This window comes from Tabrizicola sp. YIM 78059 (assembly GCF_004959785.1).
Taxonomy (GTDB): Bacteria; Pseudomonadota; Alphaproteobacteria; order Rhodobacterales; family Rhodobacteraceae; genus Tabrizicola; species Tabrizicola caldifontis.
Map to the genome: position 1 here is coordinate 210133 of NZ_SJZH01000006.1, position 17015 is coordinate 227147.

General features: G+C 66.4%; 19 protein-coding genes. 12 read left to right on the forward strand and 7 right to left on the reverse strand.

Annotated elements, in window-relative coordinates; translation table 11 throughout:
* Nucleotides 1-32: 32 nt before the first annotated feature.
* The 6 genes from EZM81_RS10485 to rbfA all read right to left on the reverse strand — a co-directional run bounded on the left by EZM81_RS10485 (nucleotide 33) and on the right by rbfA (nucleotide 5128).
* The gene (locus tag EZM81_RS10485) at nucleotides 33-842 is read right to left on the reverse strand and encodes an extensin family protein (RefSeq protein WP_248298190.1); all 810 of its coding nucleotides are present in this window, start codon (nucleotides 840-842) and stop codon (nucleotides 33-35) included.
* A 150-nt stretch (nucleotides 843-992) separates the two neighbouring features.
* A complete protein-coding gene (locus EZM81_RS10490; RefSeq protein ID WP_136645663.1) occupies nucleotides 993-1910 on the reverse strand; it encodes a prephenate/arogenate dehydrogenase family protein in 918 nt (305 codons plus the stop codon).
* The gene (gene hisC, locus EZM81_RS10495) at nucleotides 1907-2992 is read right to left on the reverse strand and encodes a histidinol-phosphate transaminase (protein WP_136645664.1); all 1086 of its coding nucleotides are present in this window, start codon (nucleotides 2990-2992) and stop codon (nucleotides 1907-1909) included. Before hisC ends, EZM81_RS10490 begins: the two co-directional genes overlap by 4 nt.
* Before the next feature lie 97 nt (nucleotides 2993-3089).
* The gene (gene truB, locus EZM81_RS10500; RefSeq protein WP_136645665.1) at nucleotides 3090-3992 is read right to left on the reverse strand and encodes a tRNA pseudouridine(55) synthase TruB; all 903 of its coding nucleotides are present in this window, start codon (nucleotides 3990-3992) and stop codon (nucleotides 3090-3092) included.
* Between the two features lie 3 nt (nucleotides 3993-3995).
* Nucleotides 3996-4718: a phosphodiester glycosidase family protein gene (locus tag EZM81_RS10505; RefSeq protein WP_135449491.1), complete on the reverse strand. Its 723-nt coding sequence runs from the start codon at nucleotides 4716-4718 to the stop codon at nucleotides 3996-3998.
* Nucleotides 4718-5128: a 30S ribosome-binding factor RbfA gene (gene rbfA / locus EZM81_RS10510; RefSeq protein ID WP_136645666.1), complete on the reverse strand. Its 411-nt coding sequence runs from the start codon at nucleotides 5126-5128 to the stop codon at nucleotides 4718-4720. The genes EZM81_RS10505 and rbfA overlap by 1 nt, the downstream gene beginning before the upstream one ends.
* Nucleotides 5129-5251: 123 nt before the next feature.
* Between rbfA and dapB the strand changes: the two genes are divergently transcribed.
* Together dapB and EZM81_RS10520 are read left to right on the forward strand one after the other, a co-directional pair.
* Nucleotides 5252-6061 (forward strand): 4-hydroxy-tetrahydrodipicolinate reductase, encoded by an 810-nt coding sequence (dapB, locus tag EZM81_RS10515; protein ID WP_135449487.1) that lies wholly within the window; start codon nucleotides 5252-5254, stop codon nucleotides 6059-6061.
* Nucleotides 6062-6122: 61 nt separating this feature from the next.
* Nucleotides 6123-6485, forward strand: a complete 363-nt coding sequence (locus EZM81_RS10520) for a dihydrodipicolinate reductase (protein ID WP_136645667.1) — start codon at nucleotides 6123-6125, stop codon at nucleotides 6483-6485.
* A gap of 31 nt (nucleotides 6486-6516) precedes the next feature.
* On the opposite strand, the gene argB is transcribed toward EZM81_RS10520, so the two are convergent.
* Nucleotides 6517-7395: an acetylglutamate kinase gene (gene argB / locus EZM81_RS10525; RefSeq protein ID WP_135449712.1), complete on the reverse strand. Its 879-nt coding sequence runs from the start codon at nucleotides 7393-7395 to the stop codon at nucleotides 6517-6519.
* Nucleotides 7396-7518: 123 nt separating this feature from the next.
* On the opposite strand from argB, the gene EZM81_RS10530 reads away from it, so the two are divergent.
* The 10 genes from EZM81_RS10530 to EZM81_RS10575 all read left to right on the forward strand — a co-directional run bounded on the left by EZM81_RS10530 (nucleotide 7519) and on the right by EZM81_RS10575 (nucleotide 16976).
* Nucleotides 7519-8250, forward strand: a complete 732-nt coding sequence (locus tag EZM81_RS10530; protein ID WP_135449484.1) for an SDR family NAD(P)-dependent oxidoreductase — start codon at nucleotides 7519-7521, stop codon at nucleotides 8248-8250.
* Between the two features lie 262 nt (nucleotides 8251-8512).
* Nucleotides 8513-9382 (forward strand): tRNA 2-thiocytidine(32) synthetase TtcA, encoded by an 870-nt coding sequence (gene ttcA, locus EZM81_RS10535; RefSeq protein ID WP_135449482.1) that lies wholly within the window; start codon nucleotides 8513-8515, stop codon nucleotides 9380-9382.
* A gap of 76 nt (nucleotides 9383-9458) precedes the next feature.
* A complete protein-coding gene (locus tag EZM81_RS10540) occupies nucleotides 9459-10931 on the forward strand; it encodes a GGDEF domain-containing phosphodiesterase (protein ID WP_136645668.1) in 1473 nt (490 codons plus the stop codon).
* A gap of 170 nt (nucleotides 10932-11101) precedes the next feature.
* Nucleotides 11102-12952 carry a membrane protein insertase YidC gene (gene yidC, locus EZM81_RS10545; RefSeq protein WP_136645669.1) on the forward strand — a complete coding sequence of 617 codons (1851 nt, stop codon included), beginning with the start codon at nucleotides 11102-11104 and terminating at the stop codon, nucleotides 12950-12952.
* A complete protein-coding gene (locus EZM81_RS10550) occupies nucleotides 12949-13722 on the forward strand; it encodes an MOSC domain-containing protein (RefSeq protein ID WP_248298191.1) in 774 nt (257 codons plus the stop codon). The genes yidC and EZM81_RS10550 overlap by 4 nt, the downstream gene beginning before the upstream one ends.
* A complete protein-coding gene (yihA, locus tag EZM81_RS10555) occupies nucleotides 13719-14369 on the forward strand; it encodes a ribosome biogenesis GTP-binding protein YihA/YsxC (protein WP_136645670.1) in 651 nt (216 codons plus the stop codon). The genes EZM81_RS10550 and yihA overlap by 4 nt, the downstream gene beginning before the upstream one ends.
* Before the next feature lie 103 nt (nucleotides 14370-14472).
* Nucleotides 14473-15063 (forward strand): molybdenum cofactor guanylyltransferase MobA, encoded by a 591-nt coding sequence (gene mobA, locus EZM81_RS10560; RefSeq protein WP_136645671.1) that lies wholly within the window; start codon nucleotides 14473-14475, stop codon nucleotides 15061-15063.
* On the forward strand, nucleotides 15060-15554 hold the full coding sequence (gene mobB, locus EZM81_RS10565; RefSeq protein ID WP_136645672.1) for a molybdopterin-guanine dinucleotide biosynthesis protein B: 495 nt from the start codon (nucleotides 15060-15062) through the stop codon (nucleotides 15552-15554). Before mobA ends, mobB begins: the two co-directional genes overlap by 4 nt.
* Nucleotides 15544-16386 (forward strand): hypothetical protein, encoded by an 843-nt coding sequence (locus tag EZM81_RS10570; protein WP_136645673.1) that lies wholly within the window; start codon nucleotides 15544-15546, stop codon nucleotides 16384-16386. Before mobB ends, EZM81_RS10570 begins: the two co-directional genes overlap by 11 nt.
* A complete protein-coding gene (locus EZM81_RS10575) occupies nucleotides 16377-16976 on the forward strand; it encodes an N-acetyltransferase (RefSeq protein ID WP_136645674.1) in 600 nt (199 codons plus the stop codon). Before EZM81_RS10570 ends, EZM81_RS10575 begins: the two co-directional genes overlap by 10 nt.
* Nucleotides 16977-17015: the final 39 nt, after the last annotated feature.

Here is a 17015-nt window from a genome sequence, read left to right on the forward strand (position 1 = left end):
GGAGAGGGCGGCTCCGAAGCTCCTGCCTTGCTCTATCGGCAGTAGGCCCCGCCGGCACGGGCGGACGTGTCGAAGTGGAAGTGATCCTCGTGATAGCCGTCCGACCCCGGGCCAAGCGTCGTCTTGAAATAGCCGCAACCCGCCCTGTAGATCCGGCGCAGAAGCTGGTCATAATCCTGCGCCACCGTCAGCACCCGACCGTTGGCCAGCACGAAGGCCGAAATATCGACGGCCCGGCCCTTGCCATGCTCGCTGACTTTCGCGCCCTTCACATTGTTCCGCCCCCGGCAGACGTAATGAGCGGCGATGCGCAGCTCGGCCAGCTGGCCATTGAAGGCGGGCTGGGCGACCTCGTCCACCCAGGAATTCAGGGCCCTTGCGATGCTGCAATCCACCGTTGCCGCCTGGCTGAGCCGCACCCCCGCAACCGAGGTGACGCGCACCGGCTCCTCAACGCCGCAGCCCGAAACCTTTGACCCGATGGGGGCAATCGGCTCTCCCTTGATCGCCGCGACACCGCAGACCGCGCCCTGCATCGAGGCTGCCTCGCGCTTTTTCTTCCGCTTCTCGCGTGGCGTAAGCGGTGGGGCCGCTGCGGCCGGTTCAACTTCGGCCTCGGGCGGCCTCGACGACAGCTTCAGCCCGATTTCGGCCGGGGCAACCCGCAGCGCCGCGATCTGTTCCACCAGTGCACGCGGCCGGGCCAGCGGGCGCAGGGATCGTGCCATCGCGCCGGGTGGAAAAGCTGTCGCCTGCACGGATGCATCCGCTGCTGCCATCTGCAGCTCGGGCCTGGCCCTGGGTTTCACATCTGGCGCGCCGGCCGGCACGGTGTCGGGCATGGGCGCCGGTGCGGGATCAGCTACAGGGGGGGCAGCGCCCAATCCAGCCAGCACGGGGTTCGGCAGCGGACGCGGTGATCTGTCCACCGCTTCGGCCCCGGCCTTCACGGCCAGGCAGCACAGGGCGGCGGCCAGCAGCCCCCGCACCGGCTAGCCTTCCTTCGCGGGCGCCGAGCGCCCGAAGTCCGGCGCGGCCGTGTCCTGGCCGGCCTCGATGATCCCGCGGCGAATGGCCCGGGTGCGGGTGAAATAGGCGTGCAGATGCTCGCCATCCCCCATGCGGATGGCGCGCTGCAAGGTGAACAGCTCTTCGGCAAACCGGCCGAGGATGTCCAGCACCGCGTCCTTGTTGGTCAGGAAGACATCGCGCCACATCGTCGGATCGCTGGCCGCAATACGGGTGAAGTCGCGGAAGCCCGAGGCCGAATACTTGATGACCTCCTGCTGCGAAACACGCCGCATGTGGTCGGCCACACCGACCATCGTGTAGGCGATCAGGTGCGGCGTGTGGCTGACCACGGCCAGCACCAGATCGTGCCGGGCTACGTCCATCTCGTCGACATTGGCCCCCATCGCCTCGAGCAGCTTCCGCAGCCGCGCGATCTCGACAGGGTCGGTTTCGGGCAAGGGCGTCAGCAGCCACCAGCGGTTCTGGAACAGCGTCGCAAAACCCGACCTCGGCCCCGAATATTCGGTGCCCGCCAGCGGATGGCCGGGAATGAAGTGCACACCCGGCGGAATGTGCGGCGCCACGGCATCCACCACCGCCTGTTTGACCGACCCCACATCCGTCACCACCGCACCCGGCTTCAGATGCGGCCCGATCTCGGCAGCGATCTCGCCCATCGCGCCCACCGGCACCGCCAGAACCACGAGGTCGGCACCCTTCACGGCCTCGGCCGCCGTTTCGCAGACCCGGTCGCAGAACAGATCCCTCGCCACCGCGCGCGTCTCGGCCGAACGGGCATGGCCCACGATCTCGCCAGCCAGCCCGTGCGCCCGCATCGCATGCGCCATGGACGAGGCGATCAGTCCCAGGCCGATCAGGGCGACACGCTGATAGATCATTTCACCCCCTTGAACTGCCCGATCGCATGGGCAACCTGGCGGCACGACGCCTCGTCGCCGACGGTGATCCGCAGGCAATGCGGCAACTTGTAGCCGGCCACACGCCGCACGATCAGGCCCTGCTTCTGCAGGAAGGCATCGCAGGCCTCGGCTTCTTCCGGGCTGGCAAAGCGGGCCAGGATGAAATTGGCCATCGAGGTGTCCGAGGGCACGCCGATCTCGGCCAGGGCATTGGCCAGCCAGCCGCGCATCCGGCTGTTCTCCGCCCGGCACCTGGCCACATGGTCCTGGTCGCGCACCGCCGCCTCGGCGGTCTCGAGCTGGGTGGTGGACAGGTTGAACGGACCCCTGATCCGGTTCAGCACGTCGATCACATGCCGCGGACCATAACCCCAGCCGATCCGCAGCCCACCAAGGCCGTAGATCTTCGAAAAGGTCCGGGTCATCACCACATTGTCTCGCGCATCGACCAGCGCGGCCCCGCCGTCGTAACCCTCGACATATTCCGCATAGGCCCCGTCCAGCACCAGAAGCGCTTGGGGCGGCAGGTTCTCGGCCAGCCGGGCGATTTCAGCGGCCGAAATCATCGTGCCGGTCGGGTTGTTCGGGTTGGCCAGGAACACCAGCTTCGTACGCCGGTTGCAGGCATCGAGGATCGCATCGACATCCGCCGTGCGCTCGCGCTCCGGCACCTCAACCGGGGTCGCACCCACAGCCAGGGCCGAGATGCGATACATCAGGAACCCGTGTTCGGTGAACACGACCTCGTCCCGCTGGCCGGCATAGGCCTGGCAGAGAAAGGTGATAATCTCGTCCGACCCCACGCCGCATATGATGCGGCCTGCGTCCAGACCATGCACCTCGGCGATGGCGGCGCGCAGGTCGGCGTGGTCGGTCACCGGATAGCGATGCAGGCTGTGGACGGTGCGCGCGAAGGCGTCCTTTGCCTTGTCCGAGGGACCGAACGGGTTTTCGTTCGACGACAGCTTCACCACATTGGCCACACCCGCCACATGCGCCTTGCCGCCTTCGTAAAGGGCAATGTCAAGAATGCCTGGCTGCGGCTTGATCTGGTCGTTCATCGTGGCCCCCGCGGAATTGCGCCCCGTTTACCTGCCCCGTGCGCGCAAGGCCAGAGCCTTCCGCCCGGTGCGGTGTGTCCGCAGCCGTGCAAAGGGCTCAACGGTTGAAGACGCGGCTGGGGTGCAATTCTCCCGCCCGGAAGTGGCCAACGGCCACCGCCTGCCCGTCCAGGCTGGCCCAGCCCTCGGTGCCCCATTCGGCATGGCCGATCACCCGGCCGGGATTGCCATTGCGCAGGCGCGCTGCGCCCTCGGGCGTGGCGGGCCATTCCGGCAGATCGGCCAGCCCCAGTTCCAGCGGCAGAAGCCGCGCGTCCAGTGCCTCGGTGCCAGCCTCGGCATCGACCGTTTCCAGCGTCACGCCCTGATCGGCGCGAAAGGGGCCGGACCATTCGCGCCGCAGCCATGCGACGTGGCCCAGGCAGCCTAGGGCCTGACCCAGGTCGCGGGCGATTGCGCGGACATATCCACCCTTGCCGCAGACCATCTCAAGATCGACGTGATCGGCATCCGGGCGCCCCAGCACCTTGAGCCTTTCCACCCACAGCGGGCGGGCAGCAAGTTCCATCGCTTCGCCCTCGCGCGCCAGATCATAGGCGCGTTCGCCATCAACCTTAACGGCGGAAAACTGCGGCGGAACCTGCTGGATATGGCCGCGGAAAGCGGCCAGCGCGGCCTCGATCTCGGCATCTGTCGGGCGCCGGTCGCTGGTGGCGATCACTGTGCCCGAGGCATCGTCGGTATCGGTCGCCGCTCCGAGGGTGACGCGGAAGCGATAGCACTTCAGCGCATCCGTGACGTAGGGCACGGTCTTGGTCGCCTCGCCCAGCGCCACAGCCAGAACGCCGGTCGCATCGGGGTCAAGCGTCCCGGCATGGCCCGCCTTCTGGGCCGACAGCGCCCACTTCACCTTGTTGACCACGGCGGTGGAGGTCACCCCCGCAGGCTTGTCCACGATCAGCCAGCCGCTGACGGCGCGGCCCTTCCTGGTGCGACCCATGATTCACCCCTTCGGAACGACGGTGCCGACGATCGGCCCCATGGGAAAGCCGCCGTCATGCCGGCCCAGTTCGGGCGCGTAAAGCCGCGAGATGTTGCCATCGAAGTACAGCGCATCGTCCAGGCGCATCGCATCCCGGAAGAACCGCGCGAAGTCGTGGAAGTTGACCCGCCCGTTCGAGATGGCAAAGACCGCACGGCTGCCATCGCGGCTGACGCCAACCCCGTTGCGGATATACCGGCTGTCGCTGTCGGCCAGGAAGCGCGGGTGCAGCTTGCCCCCGATCACAAGCATCGGCCCGGACTGGGTGGCATAGCGGCACGCGGGACGGTCGGCCTTGAAGGCGCGGCTTTCGATGATGCGGAAGCTGCCGTCCCAGCAGAAGACCCCGTTCGGCAACATGCCGAAGTTCCCCGGCCCATCGCGGGTGACCAGGGGGGCCTGCTCGCTGCCGTCCTCGATATACAGCCCGACCGGAGACAGGTCGCGGTGATACATCCCGGCATTCATGGCGAAGCCCAGGCTCTTGCCCTCGGCCTCGAGGGCCTGGTTGACCGCACGGAAGCTGCCGTAGGCACCATCGGGCCCAGAACGAAAGAGGCGCAGGTCCTCGCCCGCGGCGACCTCGCAGACGGTGTAGCCCATGCCTTCGAACACGGTATCGCGGCACGTTGCGGCACCCGCGGCCAGCGGCGCCAGGATCAGGGCAAGGGCAAGCCGCAGCATCACTCTTCGTCCAGCGCGTCGAGGTCGCGTTTCACAGCGGGGTCGGAAAACAACCGGCGCGTCTCGTCCAGCCGGTCGAAGGTCTCGTCGGGGCGGAAACGCAGGTCAGGGGCATATTTCAGCGTCAGTTCGCTTGCGACGCGGTGGCGCAGTTCGGCCTTGTTCCGCGCCAGCGCGGCTATGGCCTCGGCCACCGGGACCGAGCCCATCAGCGGCATGACATAGACGGTGGCGATCTTGAGATCGGGCGAGCAGGCGACCTCGCCCACGGTGATCGACATGGCGTTCAGGTCGGGGTCGTGGATCTCGCCCCGGTTCAGCACGTCGGACAGCGTGCGGCGGATCAGTTCGCCCACGCGCAACTGCCGCTGCGAGGGGCCTTGGCCATGGGTGGGGCGTGATTTCGACATGCCGCCCGTTTAGGCCCTTTCGCCGCGCCCCGCAACGCCGGGCTTCTCACGCCTGCGCGAAGCGGCTAGGGAAAAGACCCAGGCATGGAGGCTAGGGAAAAGACCCAGGCATGGAGGCTTGTGATGAACGATCTACCGGGACTGGTTGTGACAGGCGCATCGGGCCGGATGGGTCAGACGCTGATCCGGCTGGCAGGGGCGTCCGACAGGCTGCGCCTGGTGGGCTGCGTGGAACGTCCGGGACACCCCTGGATCGGCCGTGACGTGGGCGAGGCGATGGGCAGCGCAGCGCTTGGCGTGAAGGTCACCGACGACCCGCTGGAAGCCTTCGCCCGGGCGCAGGCCGTGGTCGATTTCACCGCCCCCGCCGCGACGGTGGAATTCGCCGCGCTTGCCGCTCAGGCCCGGGCCGTGCATGTGATCGGCACCACCGGGCTGGAACCCGACCATCTGGCCAGGATCGAGGCCGCCAGCCGCCATGCAGTGATCGTGCGTGCGGGGAACATGTCGCTTGGCGTCAACCTTCTGGTGCGGCTGACGCAGAAGGTGGCTGCGGCGCTGGATGCCGACTGGGACGTGGAAATCGTCGAAGCCCATCACCGGATGAAGGTCGATGCGCCTTCGGGAACCGCGCTGATGCTGGGCGCGGCAGCGGCGGCGGGACGGGGCGTCACCCTTCAGGATGCAATGGTCGCGGGGCGCGACGGCATCACCGGCGCGCGAGAGCGGGGCACCATCGGTTTCAGCGCGATCCGCGGCGGCGACATCGTGGGCGAACATGATGTGATCTTCGCTGGCGAGGGCGAACGTGTTGTCCTGCGCCACATCGCCACCGATCGCGCGATCTTTGCCCGGGGGGCGCTTCGGGCCGCACTGTGGGGCCAGGGTCAGAAGCCGGGGCAATACGACATGATGGACGTTCTCGGCATCTGATCGATTCATCCGGCGCGGCTTCTTGCGCGTATCATCGTCGACGGAACCCGGGGGGTCTGCGATGCTGCGTGTGATTGCGTCTGTCCTGCTTCTTGCCGCGCCCCTGCCCGCGGCGGCCAATGGTTTCGAGCCCGTCCGCGAAAAGGGCGATTTCCTGTCGCTGGTCAAGGACCGCGTGCTCAGGATCGGCCTTTACAACCTGTCGCTGCGCGTGCTGCCCGACGGCCGGATCGAAGGCAGCGCCCTGGGCTGGGGCATCACGGGCACCTGGCACTGGAAGGACGGCTACTTCTGCCGCGAGATGGACTGGAGCGGCATGAAGATTTCCTACAACTGCCAGCTGGTCGAGGCGCGCGGCGCCGAACAGCTGCGCTTTACCGTCGATCAGGGGGCTGGCGATTCGGCAACCTTCCGGCTGCGCTGACCGGTATCCCGCTGCGGCGCCGCCGAGGCTGTCAGCGCCCAGGATGCGGCTTCACGCGCGGCTCGGTTGACCGGATCTGGCTGCCTGCGCCATGGTCGGTGAACAGTTCGATCAGGCAGGCATGGGGAATGCGGCCGTCAAGGATCGTCACCGCCCGCGTGCCCTGTTCCAGCGCCATAAGCGCGGTCTCGGTCTTCGGGATCATGCCGCCCGAGATCACGCCCTCCTTCGTCATCTGGCGAATCTCCTCGGGCGTGATCTGGGTCATCACCTCGCCCTGGGCATTCTTCACCCCCGGCACATCAGTCAGAAGCAATAGCCGGTCGGCCTTCAGCGCCCCGGCAATCGCACCCGCGGCCGTGTCACCGTTGACGTTGAAGGTCTCGTTGTCCTTCATCCCCGTGCCGACCGGGGCGATCACCGGAATGATCCCGGCATTGTAAAGGTCGCGCAGCACCTGCACGTTCATCTCGACCGGGCGGCCGACATAGCCCAGTTCGGGGTCGTCGGCCTCGCAGACCATCAGGTCGTCGTCCTTGCCGGAAATTCCCACGGCGCGGCCGCCGGCATCCATTATCGCCTGCACGATCCGCTTGTTCACAAGGCCCGACAGGATCATCTCGACCACTTCGACCGTGGCCTTGTCCGTTACCCGCTTGCCGCGGACGAATTCGGACTTGATCCCCAGCTTGGTCAGCATCTCGTTGATCATCGGCCCGCCGCCGTGGACGACCACGGGGTGCACGCCGACCTGCTTCATCAGCACGATGTCGCGGGCGAATTCGGCCATCGCCGCATCATCGCCCATAGCGTTGCCGCCGAACTTCACCACCACCACCGCGCCGGAAAAGCGTTGCAGGTATGGCAAGGCTTCGGAAAGCATCCGGGCGGTGTTCTTCGCGTCTTGCATGGTCAGGGTCTGCTGTTTCATGGGCGGCCTCCGCGTCGTGGACCGGATAAGTCTTTTCGCCCCCCCTGCCAAGCCTTGCCTTCCGCGCAGCCCTGCGTAGCTTGACGGCAAAGGAGAACCGCGATGACCGAACAGAAGACGCTCGTCCTTACCGGGGCCAGCCGCGGGATTGGCCATGCCACGGTCAAGCGTTTCGGCGCCGAGGGCTGGCGCGTTCTGACCTGCTCGCGCCAGCCCTTCGACCCGCGCTGCCCCTGGCCGGGGGGTGAAGAGAACCATATCGAGATCGACCTTGCCGATCCGAACCGGACCATTGCCGCTATCGAGACGATAAAGGCCAAGGTCGGCGGCAAGGTCCATGCTCTGGTCAACAATGCCGGCATCAGCCCGAAGGGCCCGGGCGGAGCGCGGCTTGACACGTTGACAACCGATCTGCGCACCTGGGGCCATGTCTTCCACGTCAACTTCTTTGCCCCGGTCATCCTGGCGCGCGGCCTGAAGGATGAACTGACCGCCGCTCAGGGCAGCATCGTCAACGTCACCTCGATCGCCGGAAGCCGGGTTCATCCCTTCGCCGGGGCGGCCTATGCGACCTCGAAGGCCGCGCTTGCGGCCCTGACGCGGGAAATGGCGCATGACTTCGGCCCGCTCGGCGTTCGGGTGAACGCCATTGCCCCGGGCGAGGTGGAGACCTCGATCCTGTCGCCCGGCACCGAGAAGATCGTCGAGACACTGCCCCTGCGCCGACTGGGCCAGCCGCGGGAAGTGGCCGACGTGATCTGGTTCCTGTGTTCCGACCAGTCCAGCTACATCTCGGGGGCCGAGATCGCGGTGAACGGGGCACAGCACGTCTGACCGACCGATTCGCGCTGGGCGGTTGAAGGCGTTCCGCCTGTGCCTGCGCAAGGACGCAAGAAAGGCGTCGGAAAGGTTCCGGAATGAAGGGTGCCGGCCAGCGGTTCCGGCCCCTTCTGGCTCGCGACCCGCCATCCCGCCGGCCCGGCCCCGATGTTGCATCAGCCTGTTCCCCTCCAAGCCCCCGCGCCCGATCCGCCCCCTGGGTCTTTGCCTCTGCCCGCCGCTCTGGCATAAGGGCGCATCCCGAAAGGTCCCGCCCATGCTTGACGACAGCGACGACGACATCCACCCGCTCTTCCACGGCGCACCGAAGGGGCTGGAGTTCCGAAAGCTGCGCAAACGTCTGGTCCAGCAGGTCCGCGAGGCGATCGAAACCTACGGGATGGCAAGGGCCGGCGACCGCTGGCTGGTCTGCCTTTCGGGCGGCAAGGACAGTTACACCCTGCTTGCGGTCCTGCACGAACTGAAATGGCGCGGTCTGCTGCCGGTCGATCTTCTGGCCTGCAACCTCGACCAGGGCCAGCCCGGTTTCCCGGCCACCGTGCTGCCCGAGTTCCTGACGCGGATGGGCGTTGCGCACCGGATCGAATACCAGGACACCTATTCGGTGGTGACCTCCAAGATCAGGCCGGGCGGCACGATGTGCAGCCTGTGCTCAAGGCTGAGGCGCGGAAATCTGTACCGGATTGCGCGGGAAGAGGGCTGCTCCACCGTGGTTCTCGGCCACCACCGCGACGACATCCTGGAAACCTTCTTCATGAACCTCTTCCATGGCGGAAGGCTTGCCGCCATGCCGCCGAGGCTGCTGAACGAGGACGGCGATCTTTATGTCGCCCGGCCGCTTGCCTTCGTGGCGGAAGCGGATTGCGCCAGTTTTGCCCGCGCCATGAACTATCCGATCATTCCCTGCGACCTGTGCGGCAGCCAGGAAGGCCTGCAGCGCGCCCAGATTAAGAAGTTGCTGGACGAATGGGAATCGCGCACCCCCGGCCGACGTCAGATCATGTTCCGCGCCCTGATGAACGTGCGCCCGTCTCACCTGGCAGACCCGACGCTGTTCGATTTTGCCGGCCTCGCTGCCGCTGTGGCAGATGGGGAAAATCCTACACAACTTTCGGTTGGACGTTAAGGAACTGAACAGGAACATTATTCTAGCCTGACCCTGCAACGAAAGGGGCTCTGGCCCTGGCAGACGGGGGGAAGGCATGGCGCGAGGGCGGTCTCTTGTGCCGCAGGGTGTGCGGTGGGCCAGCCTTGCCGTTTCGGTGGCAGCGATCTGCGCGTATCTGGGCTGGGTTCCGGGTGCGATCTTGGCCCTTGGTCTGCTTTTGCCTTTCACCATTGCGGCAACGTGGCACCTGCTGCAGGCCGGTCACGCCGGGGCCATGTCGGATCGGGTGATAGACCGGCTGGAAACGGCGATCCGCTCTGGCGGAAGGACCGGCTGCTTTGTCCTTCAGTTCGAGGATCTGGCCCCCCTGTGCGATCGCATCGGCCGGACCCGTCAGTCGGCCATTCTGGCTGCCTGCATCGCGCGGCTGCGCGGCAGCCTGCGGTCGGGTGACCTGCTGTTTCCGCTGGAAGATGGCAGCCTTGCCGTGGTCCTTGGTCCATCGCATCGTCTGGACGAAGACAGCATGATCCGCATTGCCGGCCGGTTGCAGATGGTTGTGCAGCAGCCGCTGCTTCTGGGAACCGAACCCGTGCAGCTGAGCTGCTGCATCGGCTTCTGTCACTCGGGCCAGTCGGCCTCCGCCAGCGGCAGGGCCGTCCTCGACGCGGCCCAGATCGCGGCGGATGAGGCGCTTCACAAGGGGCCGGGCGCGATCCGCGCCTTCACCGCCGACCTTGCCCGCGCCCGCGACGAGCGCGAAGCCTTGCGTGCGGAATTCGTGCAGGCCATCGAAAGCGGACAGATCCTTCCCCATTTTCAGCCACAGACAAGCACCGACAGCGGCGCCGTATCGGGCATGGAGGCACTGGCCCGTTGGAACCACCCGAAACGCGGCTGCCTCGCCCCCGGTGCCTTCCTGCCGGCGATCGAGGGCACCGAGCTGGTCGAACTTCTGGGCAGGACGATGTTGAACCGGGCCCTGGCGGCCCTTGCAGCATGGGATCGGGCGGGACTGGGCGTCCCCTCGGTCTCGGTCAACCTCTCGGAACGCGAGCTGCGCGATCCCCTTCTGCCACAGCGCCTTGCATGGACGCTGGACCGCCATGGCCTTGCCCCCGGTCGGATCACCATCGAGGTACTCGAGTCGGTGGCTGCCAGGGCCGACGACATTATCACCCGCAATATCGCCTGCATCGCGCGCATGGGCTGCGGCGTGGACATGGACGACTTCGGCACGGGAAGTGCCTCGATCACCTCGATCCGGCATTTCGCCCTGCGCCGCCTGAAGATAGATCGCAGCTTCATCCGCGGGGTTGACCAGGACCGCGACCAGCAGGGCCTGGTCACCGCGATCCTGTCACTGGCCCAACGGCTGGGGCTGGACACGGTGGCAGAAGGCGTGGAAACCCGGGGTGAACATGCGATGCTGGCGCAACTTGGCTGCGGCCATGTCCAGGGCTTTGCGATCGCACGCCCGATGCCGGCCGAGGATTTGGAAGTCTGGCTGTCGGCGCATCGGGACAGGCTAGCCAACGCCCTGCCGGTCGGCCTGCGCACGCGATAGCATCACCTGGATCGGCCACGCCGCACGCTGCCACGCAGGCTGTCACAATCCACGATGCCCAAGGAATTGATCAAGTCCGCTGCCCGCGCCGGGGTGAAAGCGCTTGACCTTTCCCCGGCCCTGTCGTTGAAGCACCGCTGACCGAGAACGACCGTCAGGGTGACTTGCCGATGGAAGAGCAGAACAACAAGAACCTGATCCTGGCGATGGTGCTTTCCGCCGCCGTGATGCTGGTGTGGTTCGTCCTCTTCCCACCACCCGAGCCACCCGTCAGCCCTCAGCCGGCCAGCGATGCCGTAACGACCGCAGAGCCTGCGGTCAACGCCCCCTCTGCCACCGCCGACGCCGGCGCCGACACTGGGGCCGGGGCCTCGGAACCCGTTCCAGAGGCACTTCGCGTGCCGCTTGACACGCCGAAGCTTGCCGGATCGGTTTCGCTGCGCGGCGGGCGGATCGACGACCTGAAGCTGAAGAACTACCGCGAGACGCTGGAGCCCGGGGCAGAAACCGTGCGTCTTCTGGCGCCCCAGGGCGAAAACCTGGCCTATTATTCCTTTTTCGGATGGGTCCACGGGACCGGTCTGGAAGCGGCCGACGTTCCCGGCGCGAACACAGACTGGCAGCTGGAAAGCGGAACCGTCCTTTCGCCCGGCCAGCCGGTGAAGCTGCGCTGGGAGAACACCAAGGGTCTGATCTTCCACAGGGAAATCTCGGTGGACGAAGATTACATGTTCACCGTCAGCGATCGGGTGGAAAACACGTCCGGTGCCACTGTCGTGCTGCAGCCCTATGGTCTGATCGTGCGTCAGGGGCTGCCCAAGCTGCAGAACATCTTCGTCGTCCACGAAGGGGCCGTGGCGCGCGCCGATGGAGAGCTGAGCGAGACCGACTACAAGGACATCACCGCGCTTGCCGTCGATCCGCGCGAAGGTCTTCCGGCCGAGGTGACCGAGGCCACGACCGATGGCTGGGTGGGATTCACCGACCACTACTGGATGACGACCCTGATCCCCGAGCAGGGCAAACCGCACAAGCAGGTTCTGAAATACGACCCGAACCGCGACGAATATCTGGCCGATGTCCGGCCCGCCGCGGTCAGCCTTGCCGCCGGGGCCGAAGCCAGCTCGACGATTCAGCTGTTTGCCGGCGCCAAGGAATGGGCGACGATCCGCGACTATCAGAATGTCGCGGGCATCCCGGGCTTTCTCGACTCGATCGACTGGGGCTGGTTCTACTTCCTGACCAAGCCGATCTTCGCCGTGCTGCATTGGCTGAATGCGGCCATCGGCAACATGGGCCTTGCCATCATCGCGCTGACCTTCGTGCTGAAGGTCATCGTGCTGCCTCTGGCCTACAAGTCCTATGTCTCGATGGCGCGGATGAAGGAACTACAGCCTGAAATGGAGGCGATCAAGGAACGGGCGGGCGAAGATCGCCAGAAGCTGCAACGCGAGATGATGCAGCTTTACAAGGACAAGAAGGTGAATCCGGCGGCGGGCTGCCTTCCGATCCTGATCCAGATTCCGATCTTCTTTGCGCTGTACAAGGTGATCTTCGTCACGATCGAACTGCGCCACGCGCCGTTCTTCGGGTGGTTGAAGGATCTCTCGGCGCCAGACCCGTCATCGCTGTTCAACCTGTTTGGCATCCTGCCATGGGATGCGCCGCCGACCGGAAGCCTGCTGCACCTGATCTTCATCGGCGTGCTTCCGATCCTTCTGGGCATCACCATGTGGCTGCAGCAGACGCTGAACCCTGCCCCGACCGACCCGGTGCAGCAGCGGATCTTCGCCTGGATGCCCTGGGTGTTCATGTTCATGCTGGGGGGCTTCGCCTCTGGTCTGGTGATCTACTGGATCACCAACAACACGATCACCTTCATCCAGCAGTACATGATCATGTGGAGCCACGGCAAACGGCCCGACATCTTCGGCAACATCCGTGCGAACAAGGCCGCGCGGGTCGCCGCCAAGTCAGCAGCGTCCCCTGCGGCACCGGGGCCGAAGAAGGGCAAGAAGTGACCGGTCGGGCCGGCACCGACACGGGCCTGGTTGCCCATCTGGTCCGCCACCCGATCAAGTCCGGCGGGTATGAGCATGTGGACCGCGCCGTGCTGAGCCCCGGCGCGGCCTTTCCGTTCGACAGGGTCTGGGCCGTGGCCCATGCCGCAGCCCGCCTGACCGATCCGCCCGGATGGGCCGAAAAGCTGCAATTCCTGCGCGGCTGGGGCTCGTCCGAACTGATGGCCATTGCCTGCACCTCTGACCCGCAGGCGTGGCGCGTGACACTGTCGCATCCCCGGCGGCCAACCGAAAGCTTCCAGCCCGACAATCCGTCCGACGCCGCGCGTCTGATCGAGTGGCTGCGCCCGCTGTGGCCCGCGAACCGGCCCGAACCGGCCCGGGTGATCGCGGTGCCGGGCCAGGCGATGACGGATCAGGACCAGCCGCTGGTGTCGATCAACAGCTTGTCGTCGCTGGCCGATCTGTCGGCCCGCATGGGGTACGATCTGTCGATCCACCGCTGGCGAGGCAACATCTGGGTGCAAGGCTGGAAGCCCTGGGCCGAACTGGACCTGATCGGCCGGGAAATCAGCATCGGCACCGCGCGCCTGCGGGTCGAGGAACCGATCGGCCGCTGCCGCGCCACCGGCGCAAACCCCGACACCGGCCAGCAGGATGCCGATACGATGGCTGCGCTGGAACGGCATTACGGCCACACCGATTTCGGCGTGTTTGCCCGTGTGATCGAGGGCGGCAGCATCGCGCTTGGCGACGAGGTGCATGCATGAGCATGATCTTCACCCTGGCCCCCGAACCCGAGGACGAGGCACGCGAAACGGGCCGACTGCTGTTTGCGGGCCCGGTCGATTTCGTGAAGGGCGTCACTTCCATGGCGGCTCTGCCCCCCGCCGACCGGATCGAGGTGTGCTTCGCCGGCCGGTCGAATGTCGGAAAATCAAGTCTGATCAATGCACTGACAGGTCGCAAGACGCTTGCGCGTGCTTCGAACACGCCGGGGCGGACGCAAGAGATCAACTATTTCGCGCTCGGAGAGGCGCGCTATCTGGTCGACCTGCCGGGCTATGGCTATGCCGAGGCGCCCGTTGCCATTGTTGCCAGGTGGCAGGCGCTGCTGAAACAGTATCTCGCGGGCCGCCCTACCCTGCGCCGGGCCTTCGTTCTGATCGATGCCCGCCACGGGGTGAAGGCGGTCGATCAGGAAATCCTGACGCTGCTCGACCGCTCGGCGGTGACCTTTCAGATCGTGCTGACCAAGGTGGACAAGATCAACCGCACCGAACGGGCAGCGGTGATCGAACAGGTCAAGGGGGCGCTTGCGAAGCATCCCGCCGCCTATCCGCAGATCGTCGTCACCAGTTCCGAAAAGGGCGAGGGGATCGAGACCCTTCGCGCCATCATAGCCACGCTGGAATAGCCCGGGGTCTGCGGCATCGGGCCCTCAAAAGGCCTCAGGGCTTGCAGGTTCTGCGTCATCCATTAGGGTCCGACGGTGCTGTGTCGCTGCGGAAGGAACCGGATTGCGCATCGTCGGGGTCATTCTTGCGGGCGGAGAGGGACGCCGGATGGGGGGCGTGGACAAGGCCTTGCTAACCCTGGCCGGCCGCCCGCTGATTGCCCATGTCCTGGACCGGCTTTCCCCGCAGGTCGAACGGGTCCTGATCTCGGCCAACGGCGACCCTGCCCGCTTTGCCGCCTTCGGCTGCGAGGTTGTGCCCGATGCCGCGCCAAGGGGGCCGCTGTCGGGCATCCTTGCTGCACTGAACCGGGCGCGCGAGCTGGGGGCCACGCATCTGGTGTCGACCCCCGTCGATACGCCCTTTCTGCCGGGTGATCTTGTGCCGCAGCTTCTGTTGGCAGCGGAAGGCGCACCCGAAGGACTGGCGCTGGCAAAGACGGCGGATGGCGACCATCCGGCAACCGCCCTTTGGCCGGTCGGGATCGCACCGGCGCTGGCCGACCATCTTGCCGGGGGCGGGGCGAAGGTGACCCGCTTCACCGACGCCCACCACGCCGCCCGGGCCAGCTTCAACGACCCGCGTGCCTTCCTGAACCTGAACACCCGCGAAGACCTTGCTGCCGCCGAGGCGCTGCTGCGGGGTGCAGCATGAAGGTCTACGGTGTCATCGGCTGGAAGAATTCAGGCAAGACCAGCCTGATGGAACGCCTGGTGGCCGAGATTACCGGTCGGGGCTTCAGCGTTTCGACAGTCAAGCACGTCCACCATGCCGTCGATCTGGACCAGCCCGGCAAGGACACCTTTCGCCACCGCCAGGCCGGTGCGCGCGAGGTGGTGCTGGCCTCGGCAGACCGGTTCGCCCTGATGGTGGAACACCGGGGGCCGGAGCCGGAACTGCCCGCCATCCTGGCCCGCCTTGCACCGGTCGATCTTGTTCTGGTCGAGGGCTACAAGCGTGACGCCCACCCGAAGGTCGAAGTCTGGCGCGCGGAAACCGGGCAACCGCTGATTCAGCCGGACGACCCGCTGGTACGTGCCGTGGCGACCGATGCGGCGCTTGTGCTGCCGGTCCCGGTGCTGGACCTGAACGATACCCGCGCGGTGGCCGACTTCATCCTGCGCGAGGCAGGCCTTGCGGTATGACCGGGTGATCGTGGTCGACTGGTCGGGCAAGGCGACACCCAGCCCCGCCCGCCCCGGAAAGGATGCGATCTGGGCTGGCCTCTGCGAACCGGACCGCAGAGAGGAGAGCTATTTCCGCACCCGTGCGGAGGCCGCGAACTGGCTGTCCGCCCGTCTGGCCGAGGGTGGGCGGCAGCTGATCGGATTCGATTTTCCGATGGGCTTTCCCGCAGGCTTTGCACGAAGGCTGACGGGTCGGGACGACGCGCGGGCGCTGCATGGCTGGCTGGAACGGCAGATCGTGGACGAGCCGGACAACCGCAACAACCGCTTCGAGGTCGCGGGGGCGATCAATGCCCGTCTGGGCGGCCGGGGTCCGTTCTGGGGCCGCCCGATGGCCCGCGCTGTCCCGCATCTGTCTGCGTTCAAGGACAGCGACCATGCCGCCCTGGGCCTTGCCGAGAAGCGCCGGGCGGAATGCGAGAACCCTCCCGCCAAACCGGTCTGGCAATTGATGGGGGCCGGTTCCGTGGGCTCGCAGGCGCTTCTGGGAATACCAGTCGTCCACCGGCTTGCCGCGCAGACCGGGGCCGCCATCTGGCCATTCGAGGCCCCTGCTGATCTGACACTGGCCGAAGTCTACCCATCACTTCTTGCGGCCGCGGTCCGGCGTGACGGCGACCCGATTCCCGACCGCGCGCAGGTCCGACTGCTGGCCCGCGCCCTGCTCAACCTGTCGCAGGCCGACCGTCTGGCACCCCTGCTTCGGGTGCCGCCGATTGCCATCGAGGAAGGCTGGATCCTGGGCGCCGGCCACACCCGCCTTCTGGAGGAGGCGCTGGGATGGACGTGACGATCTACTCGGGTCTGCATGCGCATCTTCGCCCGCAGGCAGCGCGGTTGTACTGGGAGGCCTTCGGCGGCAAGCTGGGCCGCGTCCTGGGCCCCGACACCCGTGCCGTTGCCTTTTTCGAAAGGGTGATCCGCGCCGATCACTGCCTTGCTGCGGTGGATCAGCGTGGCAATCTGGTCGGTCTGGCCGGGTTCAAGACCCCGTCGGGCAGTTTCGCGGGCGGTGTCTGGGGCGACCTGATCGCGATATACGGCCCCTGGGGCGGGCGCTGGCGCGGCTGCATGCTGCGCTGTCTGAACCGCGATGTGGACAACGACCGCTTCCTGGTCGATGGCATCTGCGTGGCCCGGGAACATCGCGGCAAGGGGATCGGCACGATGCTGCTGGCCGCGCTTTATGACGAGGCCGCACAGCGCGGCTATCGCTCGATCAGGCTGGATGTGATCGACGCCAACTGGCGCGCGCGGGCGCTATATGAGCGGCAGGGTTTCATGGCGACGCGGACCGATAACCTTGGCCTGCTGAGACATGTCTTCGGATTTGCCGCATCGACCACGATGGTCCGGCCGCTGACGGAACGCAGGGATTGACACCCCTTGCCCCGGCGGGCGGGCCCTGTCAGAATATGA

Excerpts from the sequence above, each read along its gene's own strand:
- EZM81_RS10485 (WP_248298190.1), bottom strand. The coding sequence starts at position 842 with ATGCCCGACACCGTGCCGGCCGGCGCGCCAGATGTGAAACCCAGGGCC.
- EZM81_RS10490 (WP_136645663.1), bottom strand. The coding sequence starts at position 1,910 with ATGATCTATCAGCGTGTCGCCCTGATCGGCCTGGGACTGATCGCCTCG.
- hisC (WP_136645664.1), bottom strand. The coding sequence starts at position 2,992 with ATGAACGACCAGATCAAGCCGCAGCCAGGCATTCTTGACATTGCCCTT.
- truB (WP_136645665.1), bottom strand. The coding sequence starts at position 3,992 with ATGGGTCGCACCAGGAAGGGCCGCGCCGTCAGCGGCTGGCTGATCGTG.
- EZM81_RS10505 (WP_135449491.1), bottom strand. The coding sequence starts at position 4,718 with ATGCTGCGGCTTGCCCTTGCCCTGATCCTGGCGCCGCTGGCCGCGGGT.
- rbfA (WP_136645666.1), bottom strand. The coding sequence starts at position 5,128 with ATGTCGAAATCACGCCCCACCCATGGCCAAGGCCCCTCGCAGCGGCAG.
- dapB (WP_135449487.1), top strand. The coding sequence starts at position 5,252 with ATGAACGATCTACCGGGACTGGTTGTGACAGGCGCATCGGGCCGGATG.
- EZM81_RS10520 (WP_136645667.1), top strand. The coding sequence starts at position 6,123 with ATGCTGCGTGTGATTGCGTCTGTCCTGCTTCTTGCCGCGCCCCTGCCC.
- argB (WP_135449712.1), bottom strand. The coding sequence starts at position 7,395 with ATGCAAGACGCGAAGAACACCGCCCGGATGCTTTCCGAAGCCTTGCCA.
- EZM81_RS10530 (WP_135449484.1), top strand. The coding sequence starts at position 7,519 with ATGACCGAACAGAAGACGCTCGTCCTTACCGGGGCCAGCCGCGGGATT.
- ttcA (WP_135449482.1), top strand. The coding sequence starts at position 8,513 with ATGCTTGACGACAGCGACGACGACATCCACCCGCTCTTCCACGGCGCA.
- EZM81_RS10540 (WP_136645668.1), top strand. The coding sequence starts at position 9,459 with ATGGCGCGAGGGCGGTCTCTTGTGCCGCAGGGTGTGCGGTGGGCCAGC.
- yidC (WP_136645669.1), top strand. The coding sequence starts at position 11,102 with ATGGAAGAGCAGAACAACAAGAACCTGATCCTGGCGATGGTGCTTTCC.
- yihA (WP_136645670.1), top strand. The coding sequence starts at position 13,719 with ATGAGCATGATCTTCACCCTGGCCCCCGAACCCGAGGACGAGGCACGC.
- mobB (WP_136645672.1), top strand. The coding sequence starts at position 15,060 with ATGAAGGTCTACGGTGTCATCGGCTGGAAGAATTCAGGCAAGACCAGC.
- EZM81_RS10575 (WP_136645674.1), top strand. The coding sequence starts at position 16,377 with ATGGACGTGACGATCTACTCGGGTCTGCATGCGCATCTTCGCCCGCAG.